The organism is Pseudomonas sp. A-B-19 (genome assembly GCF_019947515.1).
GTDB lineage: Bacteria > Pseudomonadota > Gammaproteobacteria > Pseudomonadales > Pseudomonadaceae > Aquipseudomonas.
Genome location: NZ_JAGYGN010000004.1, coordinates 155,991 through 181,207, shown reverse-complemented (window position 1 = coordinate 181,207; position 25,217 = coordinate 155,991). Strand labels below are relative to the sequence as shown.

General features: G+C 61.3%; 16 protein-coding genes. 5 read left to right on the top strand and 11 right to left on the bottom strand.

Annotated features, from left to right (window positions below):
* The first annotated feature begins 328 nt into the window (after positions 1–328).
* The 3 genes from KGA81_RS06405 (at position 329) to glgB (ending at position 8,083) form a co-directional block, all read left to right on the top strand.
* Positions 329–2,326 carry an alpha-1,4-glucan--maltose-1-phosphate maltosyltransferase gene (locus KGA81_RS06405; protein ID WP_223545057.1) on the top strand — a complete coding sequence of 666 codons (1,998 nt, stop codon included), beginning with the start codon at positions 329–331 and terminating at the stop codon, positions 2,324–2,326.
* 181 nt (positions 2,327–2,507) lie between these two features.
* Entirely contained in the window at positions 2,508–5,849 is a 3,342-nt protein-coding gene (treS, locus tag KGA81_RS06400) for a maltose alpha-D-glucosyltransferase (protein ID WP_223545056.1), read from the top strand.
* Between the two features lie 2 nt (positions 5,850–5,851).
* Positions 5,852–8,083 (top strand): 1,4-alpha-glucan branching protein GlgB, encoded by a 2,232-nt coding sequence (glgB, locus tag KGA81_RS06395; RefSeq protein WP_223545055.1) that lies wholly within the window; start codon positions 5,852–5,854, stop codon positions 8,081–8,083.
* 61 nt (positions 8,084–8,144) lie between these two features.
* On the opposite strand, the gene KGA81_RS06390 is transcribed toward glgB, so the two are convergent.
* The 8 genes from KGA81_RS06390 to glgA all read right to left on the bottom strand — a co-directional run bounded on the left by KGA81_RS06390 (position 8,145) and on the right by glgA (position 20,964).
* Positions 8,145–8,945 (bottom strand): endonuclease/exonuclease/phosphatase family protein, encoded by an 801-nt coding sequence (locus KGA81_RS06390; protein ID WP_223545054.1) that lies wholly within the window; start codon positions 8,943–8,945, stop codon positions 8,145–8,147.
* Between the two features lie 78 nt (positions 8,946–9,023).
* On the bottom strand, positions 9,024–9,782 hold the full coding sequence (locus tag KGA81_RS06385) for a PIG-L deacetylase family protein (RefSeq protein WP_223545053.1): 759 nt from the start codon (positions 9,780–9,782) through the stop codon (positions 9,024–9,026).
* A gap of 215 nt (positions 9,783–9,997) precedes the next feature.
* Positions 9,998–12,160, bottom strand: a complete 2,163-nt coding sequence (gene glgX / locus KGA81_RS06380; RefSeq protein ID WP_223545052.1) for a glycogen debranching protein GlgX — start codon at positions 12,158–12,160, stop codon at positions 9,998–10,000.
* A gap of 202 nt (positions 12,161–12,362) precedes the next feature.
* Complete coding sequence (locus tag KGA81_RS06375) at positions 12,363–12,683, bottom strand: DUF2934 domain-containing protein (RefSeq protein ID WP_223545051.1); 321 nt, start codon at positions 12,681–12,683, stop codon at positions 12,363–12,365.
* Positions 12,684–12,704: 21 nt separating this feature from the next.
* Positions 12,705–15,500, bottom strand: a complete 2,796-nt coding sequence (locus tag KGA81_RS06370; protein ID WP_223545050.1) for a malto-oligosyltrehalose synthase — start codon at positions 15,498–15,500, stop codon at positions 12,705–12,707.
* On the bottom strand, positions 15,497–17,575 hold the full coding sequence (gene malQ, locus KGA81_RS06365; RefSeq protein WP_223545049.1) for a 4-alpha-glucanotransferase: 2,079 nt from the start codon (positions 17,573–17,575) through the stop codon (positions 15,497–15,499). The genes KGA81_RS06370 and malQ overlap by 4 nt, the downstream gene beginning before the upstream one ends.
* Positions 17,572–19,368 (bottom strand): malto-oligosyltrehalose trehalohydrolase, encoded by a 1,797-nt coding sequence (gene treZ / locus KGA81_RS06360; RefSeq protein ID WP_223545048.1) that lies wholly within the window; start codon positions 19,366–19,368, stop codon positions 17,572–17,574. Before treZ ends, malQ begins: the two co-directional genes overlap by 4 nt.
* Before the next feature lie 12 nt (positions 19,369–19,380).
* Positions 19,381–20,964, bottom strand: a complete 1,584-nt coding sequence (gene glgA, locus KGA81_RS06355) for a glycogen synthase GlgA (protein ID WP_223545047.1) — start codon at positions 20,962–20,964, stop codon at positions 19,381–19,383.
* Between the two features lie 559 nt (positions 20,965–21,523).
* Here glgA and KGA81_RS06350 point away from each other — a divergent pair.
* Positions 21,524–22,336 (top strand): crotonase/enoyl-CoA hydratase family protein, encoded by an 813-nt coding sequence (locus KGA81_RS06350; protein ID WP_223545046.1) that lies wholly within the window; start codon positions 21,524–21,526, stop codon positions 22,334–22,336.
* 5 nt (positions 22,337–22,341) lie between these two features.
* The gene (gene nudC, locus KGA81_RS06345) at positions 22,342–23,172 is read left to right on the top strand and encodes an NAD(+) diphosphatase (protein WP_223545045.1); all 831 of its coding nucleotides are present in this window, start codon (positions 22,342–22,344) and stop codon (positions 23,170–23,172) included.
* Here nudC and KGA81_RS06340 read toward each other — a convergent pair.
* The 3 genes from KGA81_RS06340 to KGA81_RS06330 all read right to left on the bottom strand — a co-directional run bounded on the left by KGA81_RS06340 (position 23,140) and on the right by KGA81_RS06330 (position 25,201).
* Positions 23,140–23,919, bottom strand: a complete 780-nt coding sequence (locus KGA81_RS06340) for a TSUP family transporter (RefSeq protein WP_223545044.1) — start codon at positions 23,917–23,919, stop codon at positions 23,140–23,142. The two genes, nudC and KGA81_RS06340, sit on opposite strands and share 33 nt — an antisense overlap.
* Positions 23,920–24,104: 185 nt before the next feature.
* On the bottom strand, positions 24,105–24,581 hold the full coding sequence (locus KGA81_RS06335; RefSeq protein WP_223545043.1) for a DUF1348 family protein: 477 nt from the start codon (positions 24,579–24,581) through the stop codon (positions 24,105–24,107).
* A 56-nt stretch (positions 24,582–24,637) separates the two neighbouring features.
* Positions 24,638–25,201 (bottom strand): TetR/AcrR family transcriptional regulator, encoded by a 564-nt coding sequence (locus KGA81_RS06330; RefSeq protein WP_223545042.1) that lies wholly within the window; start codon positions 25,199–25,201, stop codon positions 24,638–24,640.
* Positions 25,202–25,217: the final 16 nt, after the last annotated feature.

The window sequence follows — 25,217 nt, the reverse complement described above, 5'->3', positions numbered from 1 at the left end:
CAACGTCAGTCAAATCACCGAATCACTGTCGGCAGCTCCTACGTGTAAGGGATTCACGATCACCGGCGAAATCGTCGTTGGCGGTGGGATCGTGCCAGGAATGGATTGTTCATTGTTCAAGCCTGCAGTGGCACATGGCGTGAGTCGTGCTTAAGTAGGTGGACTGGTGGGTTGACCACTGCCCGAAAGACTTGATTGCGCAAATTGCTGATGAAACTTTCCCGGCGACTGTCGCTCGGAACCTAAGTGAGTGCATCCCGGGGCGGACAGTCCAGCGGGATGGTGACCAGACACACGCGCGTCCATGGGGCGTCAGGAGAGAGGCTCGATGACGGCTGAAAAACCGACTGAGTTGAGCTACAACCCGCACATGCCGCTGTCGCAGGCGTTGTTGCAGCCGCGTATCGTCATGGAAAACATCATGCCAACCCTTGAAGGCGGGCAGTTTGCGGTCAAGGCCGTGGTGGGGCAGGACGTGGTGGTGACCGCCAAGGTGTTTGCCGACGGGCATGACAAACTGGCGGTTCGCGTACGCTGGCGGGCCGAGGACGAGGACGTCTGGCAAAGCGCGGCCATGCACGATCTGGGCAACGACGCTTGGCAAGGGCAGTTCCGTGTCGACAGCCAGAGCCGTTATCTGTTCTGTATCGAAGCCTGGATCGATCAGTTCGCCAGTTTTTGCTACGAACTGGAAAAGAAACATGCGGCGGCGGTGCCCGTCAGCCTGGAGCTGCAGGAAGGGCGGATTCAAGTGCAACAAGCCGCCGAACGCAGCGAAGGACCACTCAGCGAGCAACTGGCGGCCTTGCACCATGAACTCTCAGGACTGCTCGAAGCCGAGCAGGTTGCGCTGTTTTTGCACCCGCGTAGTGCCGACCTCATGGCTCGCGCCAATCATCGTGCTTTCCTGAGCCTGAGTCCGGAGTACCCGGTGGATGTGGAGCGCGAACTGGCGCAGTTCGCCAGTTGGTATGAATTGTTCCCGCGCTCGATCACCGACAATCCGGCGCGCCATGGCACCTTCAATGACGTGCATTCACGGCTGGCGATGATTCAGGACATGGGCTTCGACGTGCTGTATTTCCCGCCGATCCACCCGATCGGGCGCAGCTACCGCAAAGGCCCGAACAACTCGCTGACGGCGGGCCCCGATGATCCGGGCAGCCCTTATGCAATCGGCAGCGAAGAGGGCGGGCACGAGGCGATTCACAAGCAGTTGGGCACCCGTGAAGATTTCCGGCGACTGGTGGCGGCCGCCGCGGCCCACGGCCTGGAAATCGCCCTCGACTTCGCCATCCAGTGTTCCCAGGACCACCCTTGGCTCAAGCAACACCCCGGCTGGTTCAACTGGCGGCCGGACGGCACGATCAAATACGCCGAGAACCCGCCGAAGAAATACCAGGACATCGTCAACGTCGACTTCTATGCCCCAGAGGCGATTCCGAGCCTGTGGGTGGAGCTGCGCGACATCGTGGTGGGCTGGGTCGAGGAGGGCGTGAAGATCTTCCGCGTCGATAACCCGCACACCAAGCCTCTGCCGTTCTGGCAGTGGCTGATCGCCGATGTACGGGCGTTGTACCCCGAGGTGATCTTCCTCGCCGAAGCCTTTACCACTCCGGCAATGATGGCGCGTCTGGGCAAGGTCGGGTATTCCCAGAGCTATACCTATTTCACCTGGCGCAACACCAAGGCCGAACTGGCGAGCTACTTCACTGAACTCAACGAATCGCCGTGGCGCGAATGCTACCGGCCGAACTTTTTCGTCAATACACCGGACATCAACCCGGCGTTCCTCCATGATTCAGGGCGCCCCGGGTTCCTCATCCGCGCCGTGCTGGCGACCATGGGCTCAGGCTTGTGGGGCATGTATTCGGGTTTCGAATTGTGCGAGTCGGCGCCGGTGCCGGGCAAGGAGGAGTACCTCGACTCCGAGAAGTACGAGATCCGCCCCAGGGACTTCAACGCGCCGGGCAACATCATTGCCGAGATCGCCCAGCTCAACCGCATCCGCAGGCAGAACCCGGCGCTGCACACGCATCTGGGCCTGAAGGTCTACAACGCCTGGAACGACAATATCCTGTACTTCGGCAAACGCAGCGTTGACGGCAGCAATTTCATTCTGGTGGCGGTCAACCTCGATCCGCACAACGTGCAGGAAGCGAGCTTCGAGCTGCCGTTGTGGGAAATGGGCCTGCCTGATGATGCCAGCACCCAGGGCGAAGACCTGATGAGTGGTCATCGCTGGACCTGGCACGGCAAGCAGCAGTTCATGCGGATCGATCCAGCGTACCAGCCGTTCGGGATTTGGAGGATTACCGCCTCTTGAGAACACCACAATTTCTGTGGCGAGGGAGCTTGCTCCCGCTCGGCTGCGAAGCAGTCGTAATCCCTTTGAACACGGTGCACCTGTCAAATGGCATAGGGTTGCTCCGCAACCCAGCGGGAGCAAGCTCCCTCGCCACAGAAGTCTCAGCCTGTGGCCAAGTCGAATTCACCAGGAGTTTCACATGGCGAAGAAACCCACGGCAGCCACGTTCATCAAGGACCCGCTCTGGTACAAGGACGCGGTGATCTATCAAGTTCATGTCAAATCGTATTTCGACTCCAACAACGACGGGATTGGCGATTTTCCCGGCCTGATCGCCAAGCTCGACTACATCGCCGACCTTGGGGTCAACACCATCTGGCTGTTGCCGTTCTACCCCTCGCCACGGCGCGATGACGGTTACGACATCGCCGAGTACCGTGGCGTGCACAGTGACTACGGCACCATGGCCGATGCCAGGCGGTTCATTGCCGAGGCACACAAACGCGGCCTGCGAGTGATCACCGAACTGGTCATCAACCACACCTCCGACCAACACCCATGGTTCCAGCGCGCACGCAAGGCCAAAAAGGGTTCAGCCGCCCGGGACTTCTACGTGTGGTCCGATGACGATCAGAAATACGACGGCACCCGCATCATTTTCCTCGACACCGAAAAGTCCAACTGGACCTGGGACCCGGTCGCCGGCCAATACTTCTGGCACCGTTTCTACTCCCACCAGCCGGACCTGAACTTCGATAACCCGCAAGTCATGAAAGCCGTGCTGTCGGTCATGCGTTACTGGCTCGACATGGGCATCGACGGCTTGCGCCTGGACGCCATTCCCTACCTGATCGAACGCGATGGCACCAACAACGAGAACCTGCCGGAAACCCACGACGTCCTGAAAAAGATCCGCGCCGAAATCGACGCCAACTACCCTGACCGCATGCTGCTGGCCGAGGCCAATCAATGGCCGGAAGATACCCGGTTGTATTTCGGCGACACCGATAAAAAAGGCCTGAACGGCGACGAATGCCACATGGCCTTTCACTTCCCGTTGATGCCGCGCATGTACATGGCGCTGGCCCAGGAAGATCGCTTCCCGATCACCGACATTCTGCGCCAGACCCCGGATATTCCCGCCAACTGCCAATGGGCAATCTTCCTGCGCAACCACGATGAGCTGACCCTGGAGATGGTCACCGACAAGGAGCGCGACTATCTGTGGAATTACTACGCTTCTGACCGCCGCGCACGGATCAATCTGGGGATTCGCCGCCGTCTGGCGCCTTTGGTGGAGCGCGACCGCCGTCGGGTCGAGTTGCTCAACAGCCTGCTACTGTCGATGCCCGGCACGCCGACGCTGTACTACGGCGATGAAATCGGCATGGGCGACAACATCTACCTCGGTGATCGCGATGGCGTGCGCACACCGATGCAATGGTCCATCGACCGCAACGGCGGTTTCTCCCGCGCCGACCCGGCCAGCCTGGTGCTGCCGCCGATCATGGACCCGCTATATGGCTACCTGTCGGTCAACGTCGAAACCCAGGCCGGCGATCCGCATTCGCTGTTGAACTGGAACCGGCGCATGCTTGCCGTGCGTAAGCAATCCAAGGCCTTCGGGCGCGGTACGTTGAAGATGCTGTCGCCCACCAACCGACGGATTCTGGCCTACACCCGTGAATACACCGGGGTGGATGGCAAGCACGAAGTCATTCTGTGCGTGGCCAATGTGTCGCGCAGTGCCCAGGCCGCCGAGCTGGATTTGTCGGCCTACGTCGGCATGGTGCCGGTGGAAATGCTCGGGGGTAACGCGTTCCCGCCCATCGGCCAGCTGAATTTCCTTCTGACGCTGGCACCCTACGGCTTTTACTGGTTTGGCCTCGCCGCGGAAAACCAGATGCCGAGCTGGCACGTGGAACCTGCACAAAGCCTGCCGGACTTCACCACGCTGGTGCTGAAAAAACGCATGGAAGAGCTGCTCGAAGCGCCGTCACGCACCACGCTTGTGCAAAGCATTCTGCCGAACTGGTTGCAGAACCGCCGCTGGTTCGCCGGCAAGGACGCCGCCATTGAACAGGTCGATCTGGCCTATGGCGTGCGTTTCGGCGATCCGCAGCATCCGGTGCTGCTCAGTGAGATCAATGTCACCAGCGCTGGCCAGGTCAGTCGCTACCAGTTGCCGTTCGGCTTTATTTCCGAGGATCAGGTCGGTACTCCGTTGCCCCAGCAGTTGGCGTTGTCGCGGGTTCGGCGTGGACGTCAGGTCGGCCTGATCACCGATGCCTTCAGCCTGGACACCTTTGTGCATGCCGTATTACAGGGCATTCAGGCCAGCATCGTGTTGGCATCCAGTGATGGCGACATTCGCTTCGAGTCCACCGCGGAGCTTGAAAAGCTCGGCCTCAATGCCGAATCTCCGGTGCGCTACCTGTCGGCCGAGCAGTCCAACAGCTCGGTGGTGATCGGCAACAGCCTGGTGCTGAAGCTGATCCGCAAGGTTGCCTCTGGCGTGCATCCGGAACTGGAGATGAGCGCGTATCTGACCAACGCCGGCTTCAGCAATATTTCGCCATTGCTGGGGGCCGTAATACGTCGGAATGCGGCGGGTGAAGACAACCTGCTGATGATCGCCCAAGGCTATCTGAGCAATCAGGGCGACGCCTGGGAGTGGACGCAGAACAACCTCGAACGAGCGTTGCGCGATGAGCTGGCCGACGCCGTGTCCGAACAGGAGCAACACTACAACGCGCTCGGCGAACTGAAAGATTTTGCCGCTATGCTGGGTCGGCGCCTGGGGGAAATGCATCAGGTGCTGGCGGCGCCGAATAGCAACCCGGACTTCCTGCCGCAGGTCACCACGCAGAAAGAGGCCCAGGCCACGGCCAGGGATGTCGCGGCGCAAATCGAGCACGCGCTTAACTTGCTCAAGCAGCATGGAAATCAATTGAACCCGGCGGACCAGACTCTGGTCGGCCATTTACTGGACAACAAAAAAGCCATCCTCAGCCATGTGCAGGAGTTGGGTAAAAAGACCGCAGGCGGCCTGCGCATTCGTGTGCACGGCGATCTGCATCTGGGGCAGGTGCTGGTGATCAAGGGCGATGCCTACCTGATCGACTTTGAAGGAGAACCGGCGCGACCATTGCATGAACGACGGGGCAAACACAGCCCGTACAAGGATGTCAGCGGTGTGCTGCGTTCCTTCGACTATGCGGCGGCGATGGCGATCAACGTGCAGAGCGTCAACAACACCCCGACAGCCGCTGCCGCGCGCTTGCGGGTCACCGATCGCTACTTGAGCGAAGCGCGGCAAGCATTTGTCGACGCTTATCGGCTGGCGGCAGCTAGTCTTGCCCATGCATGGCAAGATCCGGAAGGCGAGGATGCCGCACTGGCGTTGTACGGTCTGGAGAAGGCGGCGTACGAGGTGGCCTATGAGGCGGAAAACCGCCCCGCCTGGTTGCCCGTGCCGTTGCACGGTTTATATGGATTATTGAGTGGGCTTAAACCCTTTTCCGATCTTGGTGGAGAGTAGTCATGAGTGTCTCGAACAAGGAACAGGGTCATCACAAAGAAGCGCTGCTGCCCAGCGCGCGGGATATCGATGCATTGGTGCGTGCCGAGCATATCGACCCTTTTGCGATTCTCGGCCCTCACGCCGATGGCGTCGGCGGGCAGTTCATTCGCGCATATCTGCCGGGCGCCCTGAGTGTGGAAGTGCTGGCCAGGGACTCGGGCGAAGGGCTTGGGAATCTTGAAGCCACAGCGACACCGGGGTTGTTTGTCGGACATTTCCAGCGTGCGCAAGCGTATCTGCTGCGCACCCGTTGGGCCGGCGGCGAGCAAACGGCCGAAGATCCTTACAGCTTCGGCCCGTTGCTGGGCGAAATGGACTTGTATCTGTTCGCCGAAGGCAATCACCGCGACCTCAGCGCGTGCCTGGGTGCGCAACTCACGACCGTGGACGGCGTCGACGGCGTACGGTTCGCCGTATGGGCGCCGAATGCCCGGCGGGTGTCGGTGGTCGGTGATTTCAACGTCTGGGACGGGCGCCGGCATCCGATGCGCCTGCGCCATCCCACCGGTGTCTGGGAGTTGTTCATCCCGCGCCTGCAAGCCGGGGACGCCTACAAATACGAGGTTCTCGGCGCCCACGGCATTCTGCCGTTGAAGGCTGATCCCGTGGCACTGGCCACCAGTCTGCCGCCAGACACTGCCTCGAAAGTCGCTTCCCCCTTGAGCGTCGACTGGCAGGATCAGGACTGGATGCTGGCCCGGGGCGACCGCCACCGGGTGACTGCGCCCTTGTCGATCTACGAATTGCACGCCGGCTCATGGCAATGCGAGTTGGACGACCTGGGCGAAGTGGCCCGCCAGTACACCTGGCCGGAACTGACCGAGCGGCTGATTCCCTATGTCAAAGACCTGGGTTTTACCCACATCGAACTGATGCCGATCATGGAACACCCGTTCGGCGGTTCGTGGGGCTATCAGTTGCTGTCGCAATTCGCGCCGAGTGCCCGGTATGGCACGCCGGACGAGTTCGCCGCATTCGTCAACGCCTGCCATGTGGCCGGGCTCGGGGTGATCCTCGATTGGGTGCCGGCGCATTTCCCCACCGATATCCACGGCCTGGCCCAGTTCGATGGCACGGCACTGTACGAGTACGGCAACCCGCAGGAAGGTTTCCACCAGGACTGGGACACGCTGATCTACAACCTGGGGCGCACCGAAGTGCATGGCTATATGCTGGCGTCGGCGCTGCACTGGCTCAAGCATTTCCATGTCGACGGCCTGCGGGTCGACGCGGTGGCCTCGATGCTGTACCGCGACTACTCGCGCAAGGCCGGCGAATGGGTGCCGAACCGCCATGGCGGGCGGGAGAACCTCGAAGCCATCGACTTCCTGCGCCACCTCAATGACGTAGTGGCTCTGGAAGCGCCTGGTGCACTGGTGATCGCCGAAGAGTCCACTGCCTGGCCGGGCGTCAGCCAGGGCACGCAACAGGGCGGCCTGGGCTTCGCCTACAAATGGAACATGGGCTGGATGCATGATTCGCTGCACTACATTCAGCAAGACCCGGTCTATCGCGCCCATCACCATAACGAGCTGAGTTTCGGCCTGGTGTATGCCTGGTCCGAGCGCTTCATTCTGCCGATCTCCCACGACGAAGTGGTGCACGGCAAGCACTCGCTGATCGACAAGATGCCCGGCGACCGCTGGCAGAAATTCGCCAACCTGCGGGCCTACCTGAGCTTCATGTGGGCGCATCCGGGCAAGAAACTGCTGTTCATGGGCTGCGAGTTCGGCCAATGGCGCGAGTGGAACCACGACCAGCAACTGGACTGGTACCTGTTGCAATACCCCGAGCACAAGGGCGTGCAGAAACTGGTGTCTGACCTCAATCGCTTGTACCGCGAAGAGCCGGCGCTGCACGAGCAGGACGATGTGCCCCAGGGGTTCCAATGGCTGATCGGCGATGACGCGATCAACAGCGTTTATGCGTGGCTGCGCTGGAGCAAGGACGGCCGGCCTGTGCTGGTGGTGGCCAACTTTACGCCGGTGCCGCGCGAGGCTTATCGCGTCGGGGTGCCGTTTGCCGGGCAGTGGAGTGAGGTACTCAACAGCGATTCGTCGATCTATGCCGGCTCCAACTACGGCAATAGTGGTGGGGCGGCGGCCGAGGAATACTCGAGCCATGGGCAGGCATTGTCGTTGGTGTTGAATTTGCCGCCGTTGGCGGTGTTGATGTTAACGCCGCAGGGCTGATCCGAAGGCGGCCGGTGCAGTGAACGCCTACATTTGACGCCTGGCAATGAAGGGCGGTGGTTCAGAGATGCACTTCCACCGCCAACGGCAAATGGTCGGACAGGTGCGTCCACGGCTTGTGCCCGAGTATTTGCGGCTCGTGGCTGCTGGCGTTGCGCAGGTAGACGCGGTCCAGGCGCAACAATGGGAACCGCGCGGGGTAGGTTTTGGCCGGGCGGCCATGGTGGCGTTCGAAGGCTTCGTGCAGATAAACGCGACGGGCCAAGGCGGCATTACCCAGCAGCTTCCAGTCGTTGAAGTCACCGGCGATGATAACCGGTGCCTGGTCAGGCAGGGCCTCAAGGAGTTGGCAGAGCAACTGCAACTGCAGCTGACGATGACTTTCCAGCAGGCTGAGGTGCACGCAAATGGCATGCACTTCGTTATGCCCCGGCACGTCCAGCACGCAGTGCAGCAAGCCGCGACGTTCCGGGCCAGTAATGGAAACATCCAGGTTTCGGTACTCGCGGATCGGGTATTTCGACAGCAGGGCGTTGCCATGATGACCGTCGGGATAGACCGCATTGCGTCCATAGGCGAAGTCGCCCCACATGCTGTCGGCGAGAAATTCATACTGCGAGGTTTGTGGCCAATCGTTGTAGCGCGAAGAGTGGCGATCGTGCTCGCCGACGACTTCTTGCAAAAACACCAGGTCTGCTGACGTACTGCGCACCGCTTCACGCAATTCCGGGAGGATGAAGCGCCGGTTGAGTGCAGTAAACCCTTTATGGGTGTTGACCGTCAGCACGCGAAGCCGATGAATCGCCGGGGGGGTGTTCAATGGCGTTGATTGGGCTACCTGCCGTTTTGAATGACTGGCCACATCCACTCCTCTGATTCAGGGCTGCCTATGTATGCGACTGATGCGTCGGCAGGCAGTTCAGTCTGAAGGGTTGCGCTTTCAAACCAACACGATTTCATAAGGCAGGCGGATACGCTCGAGCAGCGCCCGCGGCAGCAATGGCGCGAGGCCGATGGCCGGTTCGCCGTCGAGTTGGCTCGCGTAAGCGTGGATGGCGTGGCTCTTGCGGGCGACGGTCCAGGTATCGAGGCGCACCTTGCGTGCACGATGCCAGGGAATCAGCTCCCGGTCCCGTGCCGGCCAGTGCCAGGCCCAGAGCGGTACGTCGTTGTAGGATGCCCCCGCGTTGGCCGCGGCCCTGGCGCTGGCCCGGCCGACCGTGTCGTGGTCGACGTTGCCGTCCTGGCGCCAGGTGCTGAATACCACATCACCGGGACGCAGGTAGCGCGTGATGAATCGGGCGATCTGTTCTTCGTATTCCACCAGGGCGTTGTCGGTAAACCCGCCACGAATCCACTTCAGGCTGTGCATCGGCAAACCGAGTCGGCGGATGGCTTCCACGCTTTCCTGGGGACGAAATACGCTGAGGCGTTTTTCCGACCACTGCCGAGAGCCTGGATGGCTGGCACTGCCGTCGGTGATCGAGATCAATTGCAGCGGGTGGCCCAGGTTGCTGAGCAATTGCAGCAGGCCGCCGCAGGTCACGACTTCATCGCCGGGGTGCGGGGCAATGATCACCGCGCGTGCGCCGCTGGGTACCAGGGATTGGGTGCTGATGACCGGGATGCTGTCCAGTTGCGGGGCACTGTTCCAGATGTGTGATGGCAGGCTGGTTTCGCTGACGGAAACGGATTTCATGGGGATTACGTCCTTGTTCTGCTGCGCCTTCAGTCGTGCGCGAGTCAAGCCCGGCCGACCCGTGAGGGCTGGTGGATAGCGTGGTGCGACAATCCCGACCCTGGATGACCGCGAATCGAGTATTGCTCATGTAACGCTATTCGTCGCATCGCGAACGCAACCAATATGATTTTTCCGCTCTACGGCAGTGGCGCCGTGACTTTTCAACCTCCTCGTTACTCTTCTTCCTCATGCTGCAACTCGAACAGCAGCAACGAGCGGCCGGTGACCGAATACTCGTGGCCAAACTCGAAGCGCTCCTGACCGCGGATCGACGGCTGGTTGGTGTCGATCATGCATGTCCAGAAACCACCGTCAGGCACTTGCGGCAGGCGGAAATTGACGATGTCGTGATGGGCGTTGACCACCAGCATCAACGTAGCGTCGGCGCCTTTGCGGCGAATGCCGGTTTCCTGGGCGCGGCCATCGAGCAGCATGCCCAGGCAACGATTGTGCGCATCGTGCCAATGCCTGGTGTTCATTTCCGTGCCGTCCGGCGCCAGCCAGGTCACGTCCTTGACGCCGATGTCCTCGTTGTAATTACCCACCAGGAAACGCCCGCGCCGCAGGATCGGGTAGGTCAGGCGCAACTTGATCAGGCGTTTGACGAACTTGAACAGGGCCTTGCCGTCTTCGCTGAGGTCCCAGTTGACCCAGCCGATCTCGCTGTCCTGGCAGTACGCATTGTTGTTGCCATTCTGGGTGCGGGCGAATTCGTCGCCGGCCACCAGCATCGGCGTGCCCTGGGCCAGCAGCAGGGTGGCGAAGAAATTGCGCATCTGCCGATGGCGCAAGGCATTGATGTCGGGATCGTCGGTGGGGCCTTCGACGCCGTGGTTCCACGACAGGTTGTTGTTGGTGCCATCCTGATTGTCTTCGTCGTTGGCCTCGTTGTGCTTGTCGTTGTACGACACCAGGTCGTTGAGGGTGAAGCCGTCATGGGCTGTGACGAAGTTCACCGATGAATAGGGGCGGCGGCCGCGCTGATTGAACATATCGCCCGAAGCGGTCAGGCGGCTGGCGAAATCCGCCAGTTGCCCATCGTCGCCTTTCCAGAAGGCGCGTACGGTGTCGCGGAATTTGTCGTTCCACTCGACCCAGCCCGGCGGGAAATTGCCGACCTGATAACCACCGGGGCCGCAGTCCCAGGGTTCGGCGATCAGTTTGACCTGGCGCAGCACCGGGTCCTGGCGGCAGGCCACGAGGAAACTGTGGCGTTCGTCGAAACCGTCGTGGTAACGCCCCAGAATGGTCGCCAGGTCGAAGCGGAAACCGTCCACGTGCATTTCCGAGGCCCAGTAGCGCAAGGAGTCGGTGACCATTTGCAGTACGCACGGGTGGCTCAGGTCCAGGGTGTTGCCGGTGCCGGAATCGTTGATATAGAAGCGTTTGTCGTCGGCCTTGAGGCGGTAGTAGGACGCGTTGTCGATACCGCGCATGGACAGGGTCGGGCCTTGCTCGTTGCCCTCGGCGGTGTGGTTGTAGACCACGTCGAGGATCACCTCCAGATTGGCTTCGTGCAGGTGCGCGACCATTTCCTTGAATTCGGCGATCTTGCCACTGGCCAGGTAGCGCGGGTCGGGGGCGAAGAACGCAATGCTGTTGTAGCCCCAGTAATTGGTCATGCCCTTGTGCAGCAAGTGCTGGTCGTTGACGAACGCATGGATCGGCAGCAGTTCCACGGACGACACGCCGAGCTTGCGGATGTGCTCAACCACGTCATCGATCATCAACCCGGCGAAGGTGCCGCGCAGATTTTCGGGGACGCCAGGGTGACGCATGCTGAAGCCACGCACATGGGCTTCATAGATGATTGTCTTGTCCCACGGCACACTGACGCGGTGGTCGTGGCCCCAGGTGTGCGCCGGGTCGATGACCTTGCATTTGGGCACGAAGGGCGCGCTGTCCCGTTCATCGAAGCTGAGGTCGGCGTCGGGGTGGCCGATGGTGTAGCCGAACAGCGCTTCGGACCATTTCAACTTGCCGACCAGTTGTTTGGCGTAGGGGTCGATCAGCAGCTTGTTGGCGTTGAAGCGATGGCCGTTGGCCGGATCGTAAGGGCCGTAGACACGATAGCCGTAGATCAGCCCCGGATGGGCGTCGGGCAAGTAGCCGTGGTAGATCTCGTCGGTGTATTCGGGCAGTTCGATGCGTTCGAGTTCCACCTCGCCGGTGTCGTCGAACAGGCACAGTTCAACTTTGGTGGCGTGGGCGGAAAACAGCGCGAAGTTGACGCCCAGTCCGTCCCAGGTAGCACCCAGCGGGAAGGGCAGGCCTTCGCGGATTCGCGTGGCTTCGGCACGCGGGGGGGGCGCTGTGGCTTTCTTTGGGCTGGTCATAAGTGCTCCTGCAAAGGCTTGTCAGTACTGCAACCTGTGGGAGCGAGCTTGCTCGCGATGACGGTTCAACATTCAAGACCTATGTTGGCTGACACTCCGCTATCGCGAGCAAGCTCGCTCCCACTAGTGCTTTTTCGGGTGAACGCGCCCGCGGTGGCGAGCAGGTGTGCCACGCAGACAGTCAGGGCAAACGCTGTGTGGATCAAACCGCTGGCGGTTTTCGCGCCGCCCGGGGCTTTTTCTCGGCGGTCTTTTCTCCCGGCGGGATTACTTTCGAGGCCGCTGCAGGCTTGGCTTTGGTTTTAGGCGCAGCGACCTTGCTCTCACCAGCCTTGCCATTGGCCGTTTTGCTGACCGGGGTTTTAATCGCCGCTGCCTTGGCTGGTTTTTTCGGTGCCAGGGCTTCAGCGTCTGCCAGTTTGCGCGCCATCTCCCAGTGGCGGGCTTCCTGGCCCTCGGGTTTTCCTTCGGATTCCCAGATCTGATAGGCGAATTCGCGGATGCGTTTATCGTCGGTACTCATCGCAATGCTCCTGAACTGAACTCAAGTGTGGGTAGTTTGAATAAAGAGATTGACCGGGAAATCCCCCAGCGCGGCGCTGACGAGCAGCTCCCTGTGTTGTGTGACTGCGACGCCGGAAAAAAGTCCCTTCAGATTTTCGTCAGGGATGGTGAACGGCAATTTGACCCGGGTATCGCCCCACAGCAGCGCGCGGACCTGTGGCACGGCACCGTTTTCCAGCAGCCCGGCACAACGTATCGGCACAATCACGATGGCGCGTTTTCCCTCCCGTTCACGGACAAAAGCCAGCACTCGATGGGCCTCGCTGCCCACCACTTCCAGAGCCTGGTAAGTCCCACGCCGAAACAGTTCGGCATGCTCGGCACGCAAACCCAGAGTGCGGGCAATCAAGGCCTGCTTGATGCGCCCGTCACGCCAGTTCAGCAGCAAGTCTGGAAGGTCCAGCGCTTGCTGCAGTGCCTGCTGGCGGCTGGCGTAATCCACCGGGCGACGGTTGTCCGGATCGACCAGGCTGAAGTCCCAGAAGTCGTTGCCCTGATACAGATCCGGCACGCCGGGTACGGTCATGCGCAGCAAGGTTTGCGCCAAACCGTTGAGCGCACCGGGGACGGCAATCGAACGGGCAGCCTTGGCCAGCGCCGTACGCAACAGCTCACCTTCGGGGCTGAACAACAGGCGCTGGATGAAGTCCTCGCACACCTGCTCACAAGTGTCATTGGGCGCGCTCCAGCTGCTTAGCAATTTGGCTTCGCGCAGGGCCTTGCGTTGCCATTGCCTGAGGCGTTTTGCGTAGTCTTCGAGGGCGAGCGGATCATCGAAACGCAATTGCAGAGGCCAACTGCCGAGCATCGTCTGGTACAGAATCAACTCATCGCCCGCCGACGGCACTTGATCGTCACTGCGCAGTGGCCGGGCGAGGGTGCGCCACAGACCGATCTGGTCGGCGTACCAGTCGCTGCGCTCGCTCAATACCGCCAGCCGCGCCCGTGAGTCTTCCCCGCGCTTGTGGTCGTGGGTGGCGCTGGCCAGCAGATTGTCCGGGAAGGTCTCGAGGCGCTCGATGCAGGCTTGATGAAAGTCGGCAACCGGCGCACTGAACCGCTGGGTGTTGAACCCCACATCGTTGCGCGAGAGCAGGACCGCCGACCGATAGAACGCGGTGTCCTCGACCGCTTTCGCCGCGGCCGGCGAAGTCAGTTGCTGGAAGCGTACGCAGGCGTGCTTGAGGCGTTTGCGCTGGCGACCGGCCGGGCGCTGCCGCCAGGGTTCACCGCCGAGCCAGCCGGCCAGGCAGTCGAGCACCGGCCAGTCTGCCTCGCCCAGGGTTTGCCGGGCGCCGGCCATGGCCTGCTGGAAAAACACCTCGTCCTGGGCGGACCGGCCGAGGGGGCTGATGTAGATGCGGTACACCGGGAAATGCACGATCAACGCCTGCAAGGCCCGGCGAATGGCGCCGAGGGTCAGGTCGCGGGTCATGAGATTGTCCCGGGCCACTTGCAGCAAGGCCTGGGCGACGCTTTCGAAATCCCCGGCCAGGGAGCCGTTGAGGATTTGCTTGCGGGCCAGTTGGGCTTCCTGGGAGAAGTCAGCGGGCCGCTCGCTGTGACGCTTCCAGCGCTCGGTCAGCGCCTGCGCACCCCTGGGGTCGGTTTGCAGCAGTGACAACTGGTTCATGAATTCGTAGCCAGTGGTGCCATCCACCGACCAGTCACCAGGCAGGCTTTCGCCTTCGCCGAGGATCTTTTCGACGTAGATGGGCAGGTGGCGTCCCGCGGACAGGCTGTCGACCCGCCGGCGCAGTTTTCGGCAGTAGCCCCGCGGGTCGGCAAGGCCGTCGATATGGTCGATGCGCAACCCGTCGATCAGCCCTTCGGCCACCAGTTGGAAGATCTTCGTGTGGGTGGCTTCGAACACGGTGGGACGCTCGACGCGCAGCCCGGCGAGTTCATTGATATCAAAGAAGCGCCGCCAGTTGATGTCATCGGCGGCGGTGCGCCAACTGGCCAGGCGATAGCTCTGGCGTTCCAGCAGATTGTGCAGGCGCTGGAAGCCTTCGTCGGTTACCGAATCGTAGTTTTTCAGGTGCCGGTCAATGGCTTGGGCAATGGCCGGATCGCAGACCAGGTCGCGCAGTTCTGCCTTGAGCGGTAGCGCCAGGCTGTGGGCATTGGTCTGGTAGCTCAGGGTGCTGAAGCGATCGGCCAGGGATTTGAGTTGTTCGGCCTGTTGCGTATCGAGCGGCGCATCGACCTTGAGCAGTTCGCCGTAATCCCGGGGGCAAATGGGAAAACGGTGTTCGTAGTACTCGACGTGAAAGCTTGCGTGCCAGGCATCGAAGCGCAGGGGCAGGGTGCCGTCCTGCAATGCGACGCCATAGTCGCTGCCCAGAAACGGCAGGAGCAACTGGCCCTCCATCAACGGGTCGGGCGAGTGCCACTGGATGTCGAAAAACTCGCCGTAGGGGCTCAGGCGCCCCCACTCCAGCAAATCCAGCCACCAGGGATTATCACTGCCGCCGACCGCCATGTGGTTGGAGACGATATCGAGGATCAACCCCATGTCGTGCCCGTGCAGGGCATCGACCAGGCTGCGCAGCGCCGCCTCACCGCCCAGCTCCGGATTGACCCTTGTCGGGTCCACCACGTCATAGCCGTGCATTGACCCGGCGCGGGCGCGCAACAGCGGGGAGGCGTAGACATGGCTGATGCCGAGACGGGCGAAATACGGCACCAGTGGCACCGCATCTTCCAGCGTGAAGCCTTTATGAAATTGCAGGCGCAACGTGGCGCGCAATGGTCGGCTCGGCACTTGAGTCATCGATCACGCTCGGCCGCCTGCAGTCGCGCACAGGCGAGCAGCTCCAGACGCCGCGCGGCATCCGCTCCATCGAGCAGGGCCTCGCTGTATCCGGGCAAGCGCCGCGACCAGTTCGGATGAGTATCGATGGTGCCCGGCAGATTGGCCTGTTGTTCCACGCCAAGGGCATCTTCCAGTGGCAGCAACACCAACGGCGAGCGGGTATGGCCGAGGAAGCGCACGCTGGCATCGAGCACCTGGTCGGTTTCGTGGGACTCTTCGCGAAAGTTCTGCGGGTCCTGGCTCAACGCCCGGCGCAGTCCCTCACGCTCGCGCTCGCGGTGCTGGCGCCATTCGATTTCAGTGCTGGCATCGATCATGCCGAGCCGGGCGTTCCAGTCGATATCGCGGCCATGCCACCAGCCGTTGAGGGTGGGCAGGTCATGGGTGCTGGTGGTCGCCAGGGCGTTGTCCGGCCAGTCGAGGATCGGCTTGAAGTGCGTATTGTCCTGTTCGAACAGCAACACCCGCATACCGAGTATCGAACGGGCGATGAGTTTCTCCCGCAGGCCATCCTGCACGGTGCCGAGGTCTTCACCGAGGACGATGGCCTGGTGACGATGGGATTCCAGGCTCAGCAAACGCAGCAGATCGTCCACCGGGTAATACAGGTAGGCGCCGTCAGCCGGCGACGAGCCGTTGGGGATCACCCACAAGCGCTGCAGCCCCATGACGTGATCGATGCGCAAGCCCCCGCAATGGGCGAAATTGGCCCGCAGCATTTCGATGAAGGCCCGGAAACCATTGCGTACCAGGCCTTCGGGGGAAAACGCGGAAATCCCCCAGCCCTGGCCACTGCGGTTGAGAATGTCCGGCGGCGCCCCGACGGTGAGGGCGGCGAGCAGTTCGTCCTGACGGCTCCAGGCCTGGCTGCCGCCGCCATCGGCACCGACGGCCAGATCGGCAATCAGGCCGATACTCATGCCGCTGGCGCGGGCGGCGGTTTGCGCGCGCTCCAGGCAACGGGTGATCAGCCACTGGCAGAAGGCGAAGAAGCCGATGCGCCCGGCATTTTCTTCGGCGAATGCCGCCAGTTCGGCGCTACGCGGGTTGCGCCAGGGCTCGGGCCACTGCCGCCAGTCGAGGTGCTCACCGCGGGCTGCGCGCACCTGCTGGATGGCTTCGAAGCGACAGTGGTTTTCCAGTGCTTCGCCAGCCGCGTGACGAAAACTGTTGAAGTCTTCGTGCAACGGGTGTTCACCCTGGACGAAGCCTTCATACAGGGCCTGCAACAATCGATACTTGGCTTCGGCGGCGGCCGGCCAGTCAATCAGCGGACGTTCTTCCAGCGCTTTGAGCTCAATGGCCAGGCCGGTTGCATCAATGGCGGTACGCAGGGCGCGTTCGCCGAGAATGGTGCCGGGGGCGCAGTAAAGGCTGTTGAGAAACAAACGGCTGGACGGCGAATACGGGCTATAGCGTTGGGTGTCACTGGAAAACATCGCATGCAACGGGCTGATCGCCAGCGCCTCGGCGCCACGCTCACCGGCCACCCGGGCGAGGTCTTCCAGCGCCTGGGTGTCACCAAACCCGCCATCGCCGGGGCGGCGCAATCCGTACAACTGCACGCTCAGGCCCCAGGCACGCGGGATGGGGTTATCCACGGCATCGGCCACGCTGTAGCAACGGGCCGGGGCCACTGCCAGAGTGAACGTTTGTCCGTCGATGCCGACCTGTTGATAGCCGACCGGCACCAACCCCGGCAGCACTGCGTTGGCGTCCAGTTTCAGGTTGAGCCGCGAACCGTCTTCAAGGTGGATTTCGCAAGGGGTTTCCGGCTCGAAATAACGCGCCAGGTCCAGGCCCGCCCCCACATCGGCGGTGATCAATGGCGGCAGTTGATGGGTCTGTTGCGCCGCTTGCAATTCCAGCAGGCTGGCGTCGATTTCCTGGGCACTGCCGGCCGGATGGCCAAGGCCGCTCAGCACGTTGCGCAACACTGAAGGCGCGACTTTTTGCGGTCGACCGTTGGCGTCGAGCCAGTCGACCGCGAGGCCGGCACGGCTGGCCAGGATTTCCAGTTGCGCATCACTCATGGACGCTCTCCATACGGGGTAAGCAAAGGGGCTGCGGCAGCGAGGCTGACGAGCGCGCAATACGGGGCAAGAGTGCCCAGGTCCAGAAGGCCGGCGCTCTCTGGCGGGTATTGGAACAACCATGTGGCACCGGTCTGTGAAGTGTGGCCTACGGGCCTGTCGCTGAGATTCAGATCAATACGCAGTTGGCTGCCATCGCCCAATCGCCAGGCTGCACTGACCGCGCCTTCGCCCAACACCTCGGTGCCCAGTGCCTGGGTGCCCGGCAAGTGCGGGACGATGAGCCGGTGCCGGATCTGCAACAGTCGGCTGTACAGGTCGTGCATCTCGCTGTGGCCGATCGAGGGCAGGACAGGGCGGGACGCTGCAAATGTCTGCGGATCGTTCGGGTCCGGAATGTGTTCGCGCTGACGCGGGTCCGCAAACGCGCTGAACGCCGCGAACTCGTTGCGCCGGCCATCGCGTACCCGTTTTGCCAATTCACCGTGATGGCTGGTGAAAAACAGGAAGGGTTGTTCGACGGCAAACTCGTCTCCCATGAACAGCAATGGAATCATCGGCGACAGCAGCAGCAACACCGTGGCGGCCCGCAGCGCTTGCGGGTGGGCGAGCTGATGCAGGCGCTCGCCGAAGGCCCGATTGCCAATCTGGTCATGGTTCTGCAAAAACAGGATGAATGCGCCGGGGGGCAAATGCCCGCTGGGTTCACCGCGCGCCACACCATGGCGGTTGAGATGGCCCTGGAACACGAAACCCTGGCTCAGGCAGCGCGCCAGTTGTTCGGTGGGGTTTTGCGCGTAGTCGGCGTAATAGGCGTCGGTTTCGCCGGTCAGCAATACATGCAGGGCGTTGTGGCCGTCATCGTTCCATTGCGCGTCGTAACCCTGTTCGAGCAGGCTGGCCTGGTTGTGTTCGTTCTCGACCATCAGCCACACATGCCGCGCCGGTCCCGTCTGCTCGCGCACCCGTCGCGCCAGCTCCTGAAGAAAATCCGGGTCTTCGATGGCGTGTACCGCGTCCAGGCGTAATCCGTCGAATCGGTATTCCAGCAGCCACATCAAGGCGTTTTCGATGAAGAAGTCCCGTACTTCGCGACGGCGCAAGTCGATGGCCGCGCCCCACGGTGTGTGTCGGTCTTCGCGAAAGAAACCACTGGCATAACGATGCAGGTAATTGCCGTCCGGGCCGAAGTGGTTGTAGACCACGTCGAGAATCACCGACAGACCGTGGCCGTGGGCGGTGTCGATCAAGTGCTTGAGCTGCTCGGGTGAGCCGTATGACGCCTGGGGCGCGTAGGGCAGGACGCCGTCATAGCCCCAATTGCGCTCACCGGGAAACTGCGCGATGGGCATCAGTTCGATTGCGGTGACACCCAGTTCGACCAGGCGTGCCAGATGCTGCTCGACGGCAGTGAAGCCGCCGAGCGCACCGACGTGCAACTCATAAATCACCGCTTCGTTCCACGGTCGTCCCAGCCAGGTACTGTGTTGCCACGCATAGGCCAACGGATCGACCACCACGCTGGGCTGGTCAATGCCGCCGGCCTGAGCGCGGGAGGCGGGGTCGGGCACTTGCAGTTCACCGTCGATGCTGTAGCGGTAACGCGTACCTGCCGGGCATCGGGTGTTGCTCACGAACCAGCCGTCGGCCTGGGGCAGCAACGGCAAGGACAGTCCATTTTCCAGTTCGACACTGACGTAAAACGCATCTGGCGCCCACAACGCGAATCGCGTGTGCTCTGCGTCCAGCATGATTGCGCCGTGCGGCCAGGTCTCAAGGGTCCGTAACGGCATCTTGAAAGCCTCTTACTGTTTGTTCGATTTCCCCAATGCTTTCGCCACAAGCTGTTCATAGAGTTCGGCGTAGGGTTCGACCGCCTTGCACCAGTTGAACGGCGCGGCCATGGCGCGGCAACGCATGGCGTGCAGCAGGTCGGGGAAGGCGAATACCTTGAATGCGCGACTCAGGGCTTGCTGATAGCTCTGCACCGTGGATTCATCGAACAGGAAACCGGTCACGCCGTCCTCGATGGTGTCGGCCAGGCCACCGGTATTGCGTGCCACCGGCAACGAGCCGAAGCGCTGGGCGTACATCTGGCTCAGGCCGCACGGCTCATAACGCGACGGCATCAGCAGGAAGTCGCTGCCGGCGAACATGCGCCGGGCGTCGGTTTCGTTGAAGCCGATGCGCACGCCGATCTGCCCGGGGAAACGCAAGGCCAGTTCGCGCATCGACTGTTCTTCCTCCGGCTCGCCACGGCCGATGATCGCGATCTGGCCACCGGATTTGACAATGTATTCAGAGACCGCCTCGGTGAGGTCCAGGCCTTTCTGATAAACCAGCCGCGAAACCACTGCAAACAGTGGGCCTTCGGATTTTTCCAGGCCGAACAGCTCGCGGACATGAGCGGCGTTCACGGCCTTGCCCTCCCAGTCGCCGATGCTGAACGGGCAGAACAGGTGCGGATCGGTCGCCGCGTCCCAGCTTTCATCGATGCCGTTGGGAATCCCGCTGAGCAGGCCTTGCTGGGTCTTGGCGGCGAGAAAGCCGTCGAGACCGCAGCCGAAATCCGGGGTGGTGATTTCCTGGGCGTAGGTCGCGCTGACTGTGGTGATGTGGCTCGAATAGGCCATGCCGGCCTTGAGGAACGACATCTTGCCGTAGAACTCCATGCCTTCCTGTTGCAGCGCGTGATGGGGGATGCCCAATTCGGGGCACGAACCCAGGCTGGTCACGCCCTGGTACGCCAGGTTGTGGATGGTGAACAGGGTGGGGGTGCGCTGTCCACGCCAGTGCATATAAGCGGGGGCCAGGCCGGCCGGCCAGTCATGGGCGTGCACCAGGTCCGGGCACCAGTGGATTTGCGCGAGGTTGGCGGCAATATCGGCCGCCGCCAGGCCCAGGCGGGCGAAACGGATATGGTTGTCCGGCCAGTCGCGGCCGTTGTTGGCGCCGTAGGGTGAACCTTCGCGCTCGTAGAGTTCGGGGCAGATCAGTACGTAAATGACCAAACCGTCGGGCATGTCCATGCGCCCGATCTTGCACGGTGGCAACGCGGCATGACCGCCAAGCTCACCGATGATATGAATGGGGTTCTCGCTGTGCAGCACTTGGGGGTAACCGGGGATCAACACCCGAACATCGTGCAGATGGGCCATCGCCCGTGGCAGCGCTGCGGAAACGTCGCCCAGGCCACCGGTTTTCACCAGGTCGGCGATTTCCGAGGTGACGAACAAGACTTTTTTACGGTTCGGGTTCCGGTTGGCTACCGGGGTCAGCGTCCTGCTGCCAGGAACGCTGACGGGTTGGGTGTTTGCGGCAGTTGCGGCGCTCGACTCAGCGACCTGATGAGCACGCTCTCCCTGTATTTCCAATGCCGTACTGGTCATATGAATCTCCCGTGTTGTTGATCTAATTCTTAGGTCTGGCAAACGGTGTTCCATGGCCAATTTCCGTGGCCGGGCGCAAACGCGCTACGCATCAGTGAGCAAGCGCTGCCCAATGCGCTGAAGCAGAATGGGTGAATGAGCCACTGCAAAGATTGCACCAGTCGCAACGCACCGTCTTTTCAGAGGACCGATCGGGATTGGAAAAAGTTTCGACTATTTTTCCACTTTGTGACCGGCCGGTTTTGCCCCGAGAAAATGAGTCTAGGCCAGAACTTAGAGCGATAAAGCTCAGATGGCAAAATTGTTCGACAATCGGTTTGTAGCGGTACGGACGTGCCTGAACGAGGTGCAAATGCCCCGACGAAGTGCATGTTTTTTTGCGTTTTGGCCTCAAAAAGTCACCGGGCAGTCACATAAATGTGCGCCACGTTCTGGTGGTGGCGCACCATTAAGGTGCAGCTTGGCGAGTCCCGCATTTGGCCGAACCGCTGCCTTACTGCCCACCTTGATGCCTTGTTATAGTTCGGGTCTCATTTTTGCCCGCAAAAGGATCACTGGCATGTCTCGGTACAGCGCGTTCAACGTCGAACTGGTCGATAAAATCGCCCATGTGCAGATCAACCGCCCGGAGAAGATCAACTCGATGAACGCTGCGTTCTGGAGCGAGATCGTCGAGATCTTCCAGTGGATCGATGACACCGATGAAGTGCGCGTGGTGGTCCTCAGCGGTGCAGGCAAACATTTCTCCTCGGGTATCGACCTGATGATGCTGGCCGGCGTGGCCAATGAACTGGGCAAGGACGTCGGACGCAACGCACGCCTGCTGCGGCGCAAGATCCTCACCCTGCAGGCGTCGTTCAATGCCGTCGATAACTGCCGCAAACCGGTGCTTGCAGCGATTCATGGCTACTGTCTGGGTGGCGCCATCGACTTGATCGCCGCGTGTGACATGCGTTATGCCGCCGAAGACGCACAGTTTTCGATCAAGGAAATCGACATCGGCATGGCCGCCGACGTCGGCACGTTGCAACGCTTGCCGCGGATCATCGGTGACGGCATGCTGCGTGAACTGGCTTACACTGGTCGCACGTTTGGTGCCGACGAAGCGCGGAGCATGGGCCTGGTCAATCGCGTCTACAACGACAACGCCAGCCTGCTCGACGGCGTCATGGGCATTGCCCGCGAAATCGCCGGCAAGTCGCCGATCGCCGTCACCGGCACCAAAGAGATGATCAGCTACATGCGTGACCATCGCATCGATGACGGCCTCGAATACATCGCCACCTGGAACGCCGCCATGCTGCAATCCACCGATCTGCGCGTGGCCATGGCCGCCCATATGAGCAAACAGAAACCCGAATTTCTGGATTGATTAACATGATTCCTCGCTGGACCACTGCAGTACTGGACACCGATCAACCCGGCGGCTGGGCCGTCGCGCGCAGCCCCGAGGGCTTTCTGTTCGATGACAATGGCGCGCTGTTTGCGCGCGAATGGCTCAAGCGCCAGGATCTGCCGATTCTCGCCGAGCATGGCATCGGTCATCTCGATGGCGAGCCGGTCTATCTGCTGGAACTGCGCAGTCACAGCGAGGTGCCGGGTTGCAACTGGAAAGGCCTGCGGGCGTTCATGCTGGAGGGTGATCACACGCTCTACAAGGTGCTTGGTTACGCCGCTCAGATCGGCACCTGGGCCCGTGAACATCGCTTTTGCGGCAACTGCGGCCAGGCCATGACCCAGGTGCCGCGCGAACGGGCAATGTATTGCCAGCCGTGCGATCTGCGCAGCTATCCACGGATTTCGCCGAGCATGATCGTGCTGGTGACCCGCGGCGACGAGATTCTGCTGGGGCGTTCGCCGCGCTTTGTGCCGGGGGTCTACAGCACCCTGGCCGGTTTTGCCGAGCCGGGCGAGTCGGCCGAAGACTGCCTGATTCGCGAGGTTCGCGAAGAGGTGAGCATCGAGGTCAGGAACATCCAGTACATGGGCAGCCAGTGCTGGCCGTTCCCGCACTCTATGATGCTCGGCTTTCATGCCGAATACGCCAGTGGCGAGATCGTCTGTCAGGAAGACGAGATCGAGGACGCCCAGTGGTTCAACGTGCACGAGCTGCCGCCGTTGCCGGCGTCACGCTCGATTGCCCGTTACCTGATCGACCTCTATGTGGCGCGGCGTTCAGGCCACGCTGAACCAGTGCTGCCAGGCTAGACGCACGGTCAGGCCCAGCACCACGGTGATGAACACCGGGCGAATGAATTTCGCACCGCCGCTGATGGCGGTGCGGGCACCGAAGAACGCGCCGACCATCAACGACGAGCCCATGCACAGGCCGATGATCCAGTCCACCTGACCGGAAAAGATGAAGATCGACAGCGCTGCCGCGTTGCTGACGAAGTTCATGCTGCGCGCCACACCGCTGGCTTTCACCAGGTCGATGGGGTAGAGCAGCAGGCTGCTCACGGTCCAGAACGCGCCCGTGCCGGGACCGGCCACGCCGTCATAGAAGCCGAGGCTGAAGCCTTGGGTCGACTGCCACGTTTTCTTGATCGGTGCATCGCTGTCCGTTGGCGCTTTCGGCGTGCCGCCAAACAAAAGATAAACACCACAGGCGAAGACGATCACCGGCAGCATTTTGTTCAGCCACTCCGCCGGCAGATAATGCGCGACCACGGCACCGGTCAGCGCACCGACCAGGGTGCCGACGATGGCGTGCATCCATTGCGCGGGATGGAACAGCTTGCGGCGGTAGAAGGTGAAACTGGCAATCGCCGAACCGAAGGTCGAGCTGAGCTTGTTGGTGCCCAGCACCAGATGCGGCGGCAGGCCGGCCGTGAGCAGGGCGGGGGTGGTCAACAGCCCGCCGCCACCGGCAATGGCATCGATGAAACCGGCAACAAAAGCGACAAGGGCCAGAATGGCCAGGGTGGAGAGGTCAACGCTGAGTTCGAAAGGCATGGGATCGGCTTATTCGGCAGGTGCAGGAAGAGTCTGCGGAGAAGGGGCGACATCTTACCCACCCGAACAACACAAAACCAATGCAGGAACTGGCTTGCCAGCGAAAGCGGAGTGTCAGCCATCATTGATGCCAGACCTGACGACGCCTTCGCTGGCAAGCCAGCTCCTACAGGGGTTGGTACTGTTTACAGGCCAAGATCCGACAGGCCCGGATGATCGTCAGGACGACGCCCCAGCGGCCAGTGAAACTTGCGCTCGCTTTCCTTGATCGGCAAGTCGTTGATGCAAGCGAAGCGGCGGGCCATCAGGCCGTCCTCGTTGAACTCCCAGTTTTCGTTGCCGTAGGAGCGGAACCAGTTGCCCGAGTCGTCGTGCCATTCATAGGCGTAACGCACCGCAATGCGGTTGCCGGTAAAGGCCCAGAGTTCCTTGATCAGCCGATAATCCAGTTCCTTGGCCCATTTGCGGGTCAGGAAAGCTTTGGCTTCTTCGCGGTTGTGGGCGAACTCGGCGCGATTGCGCCATTGAGTGTCCAGGGTGTAGGCCAGGGACACGCGCTCGGGGTCGCGGGAGTTCCAGCCGTCTTCAGCCAGGCGAATTTTTTCAATGGCCGATTCACGGGTGAAAGGGGGTAATGGCGGACGAACTTCGGCATTAGACATTTCAAGTCTCCGTATCAAGTTAAAGTTCAAACATCGGGTCGAGCTTGGTCAAGTTGCTACAGGTCCAACAACTTTCGCGCTATGCATTGCGCATTATCGGCGGCACTGTGATCACCCATTACAAGCGCCACGGTGATGGCACCATCGATCAGGATCAGCATCTGTCTGGCCAGCATCTGCGGATCCTCGGCGCCATATTCGGTACACAACTCGCACACGTAGTCGAGCAGCTTCTGTTTATGCTTTTTGGCGACCAGTCGCACCGGGTCTTGCGGGTCGCCGGTTTCACCGCTGGTGTTGATGAAAGCGCAGCCGCGGAAACCTTCGGAGGCGAACCACGACTTGAGTACGGTAAACAGGTTGAGCAGTCGTTCGGCCGGGGTTTGTGCCTGGCCGACTTCGCCTCTGTACCAGCGCATCCAGCGCTGGTCGCGGCGTTGCAGGGCGGCCACAACCAGATCGTCCTTGTTGGCGAAGTAGCGGTAAATGCTCTTTCTGGAGACGCCGGCGGTTTTCACCAGAAGATCCATGCCCGTGGCGGCAATGCCACTTTTGTAGATCAGCTTTTCGGTGACATCCAGAATGATATTTCGTGTGTCATTGTCAGTGATTTCGTTCATGTGGCCAACAGTAGAA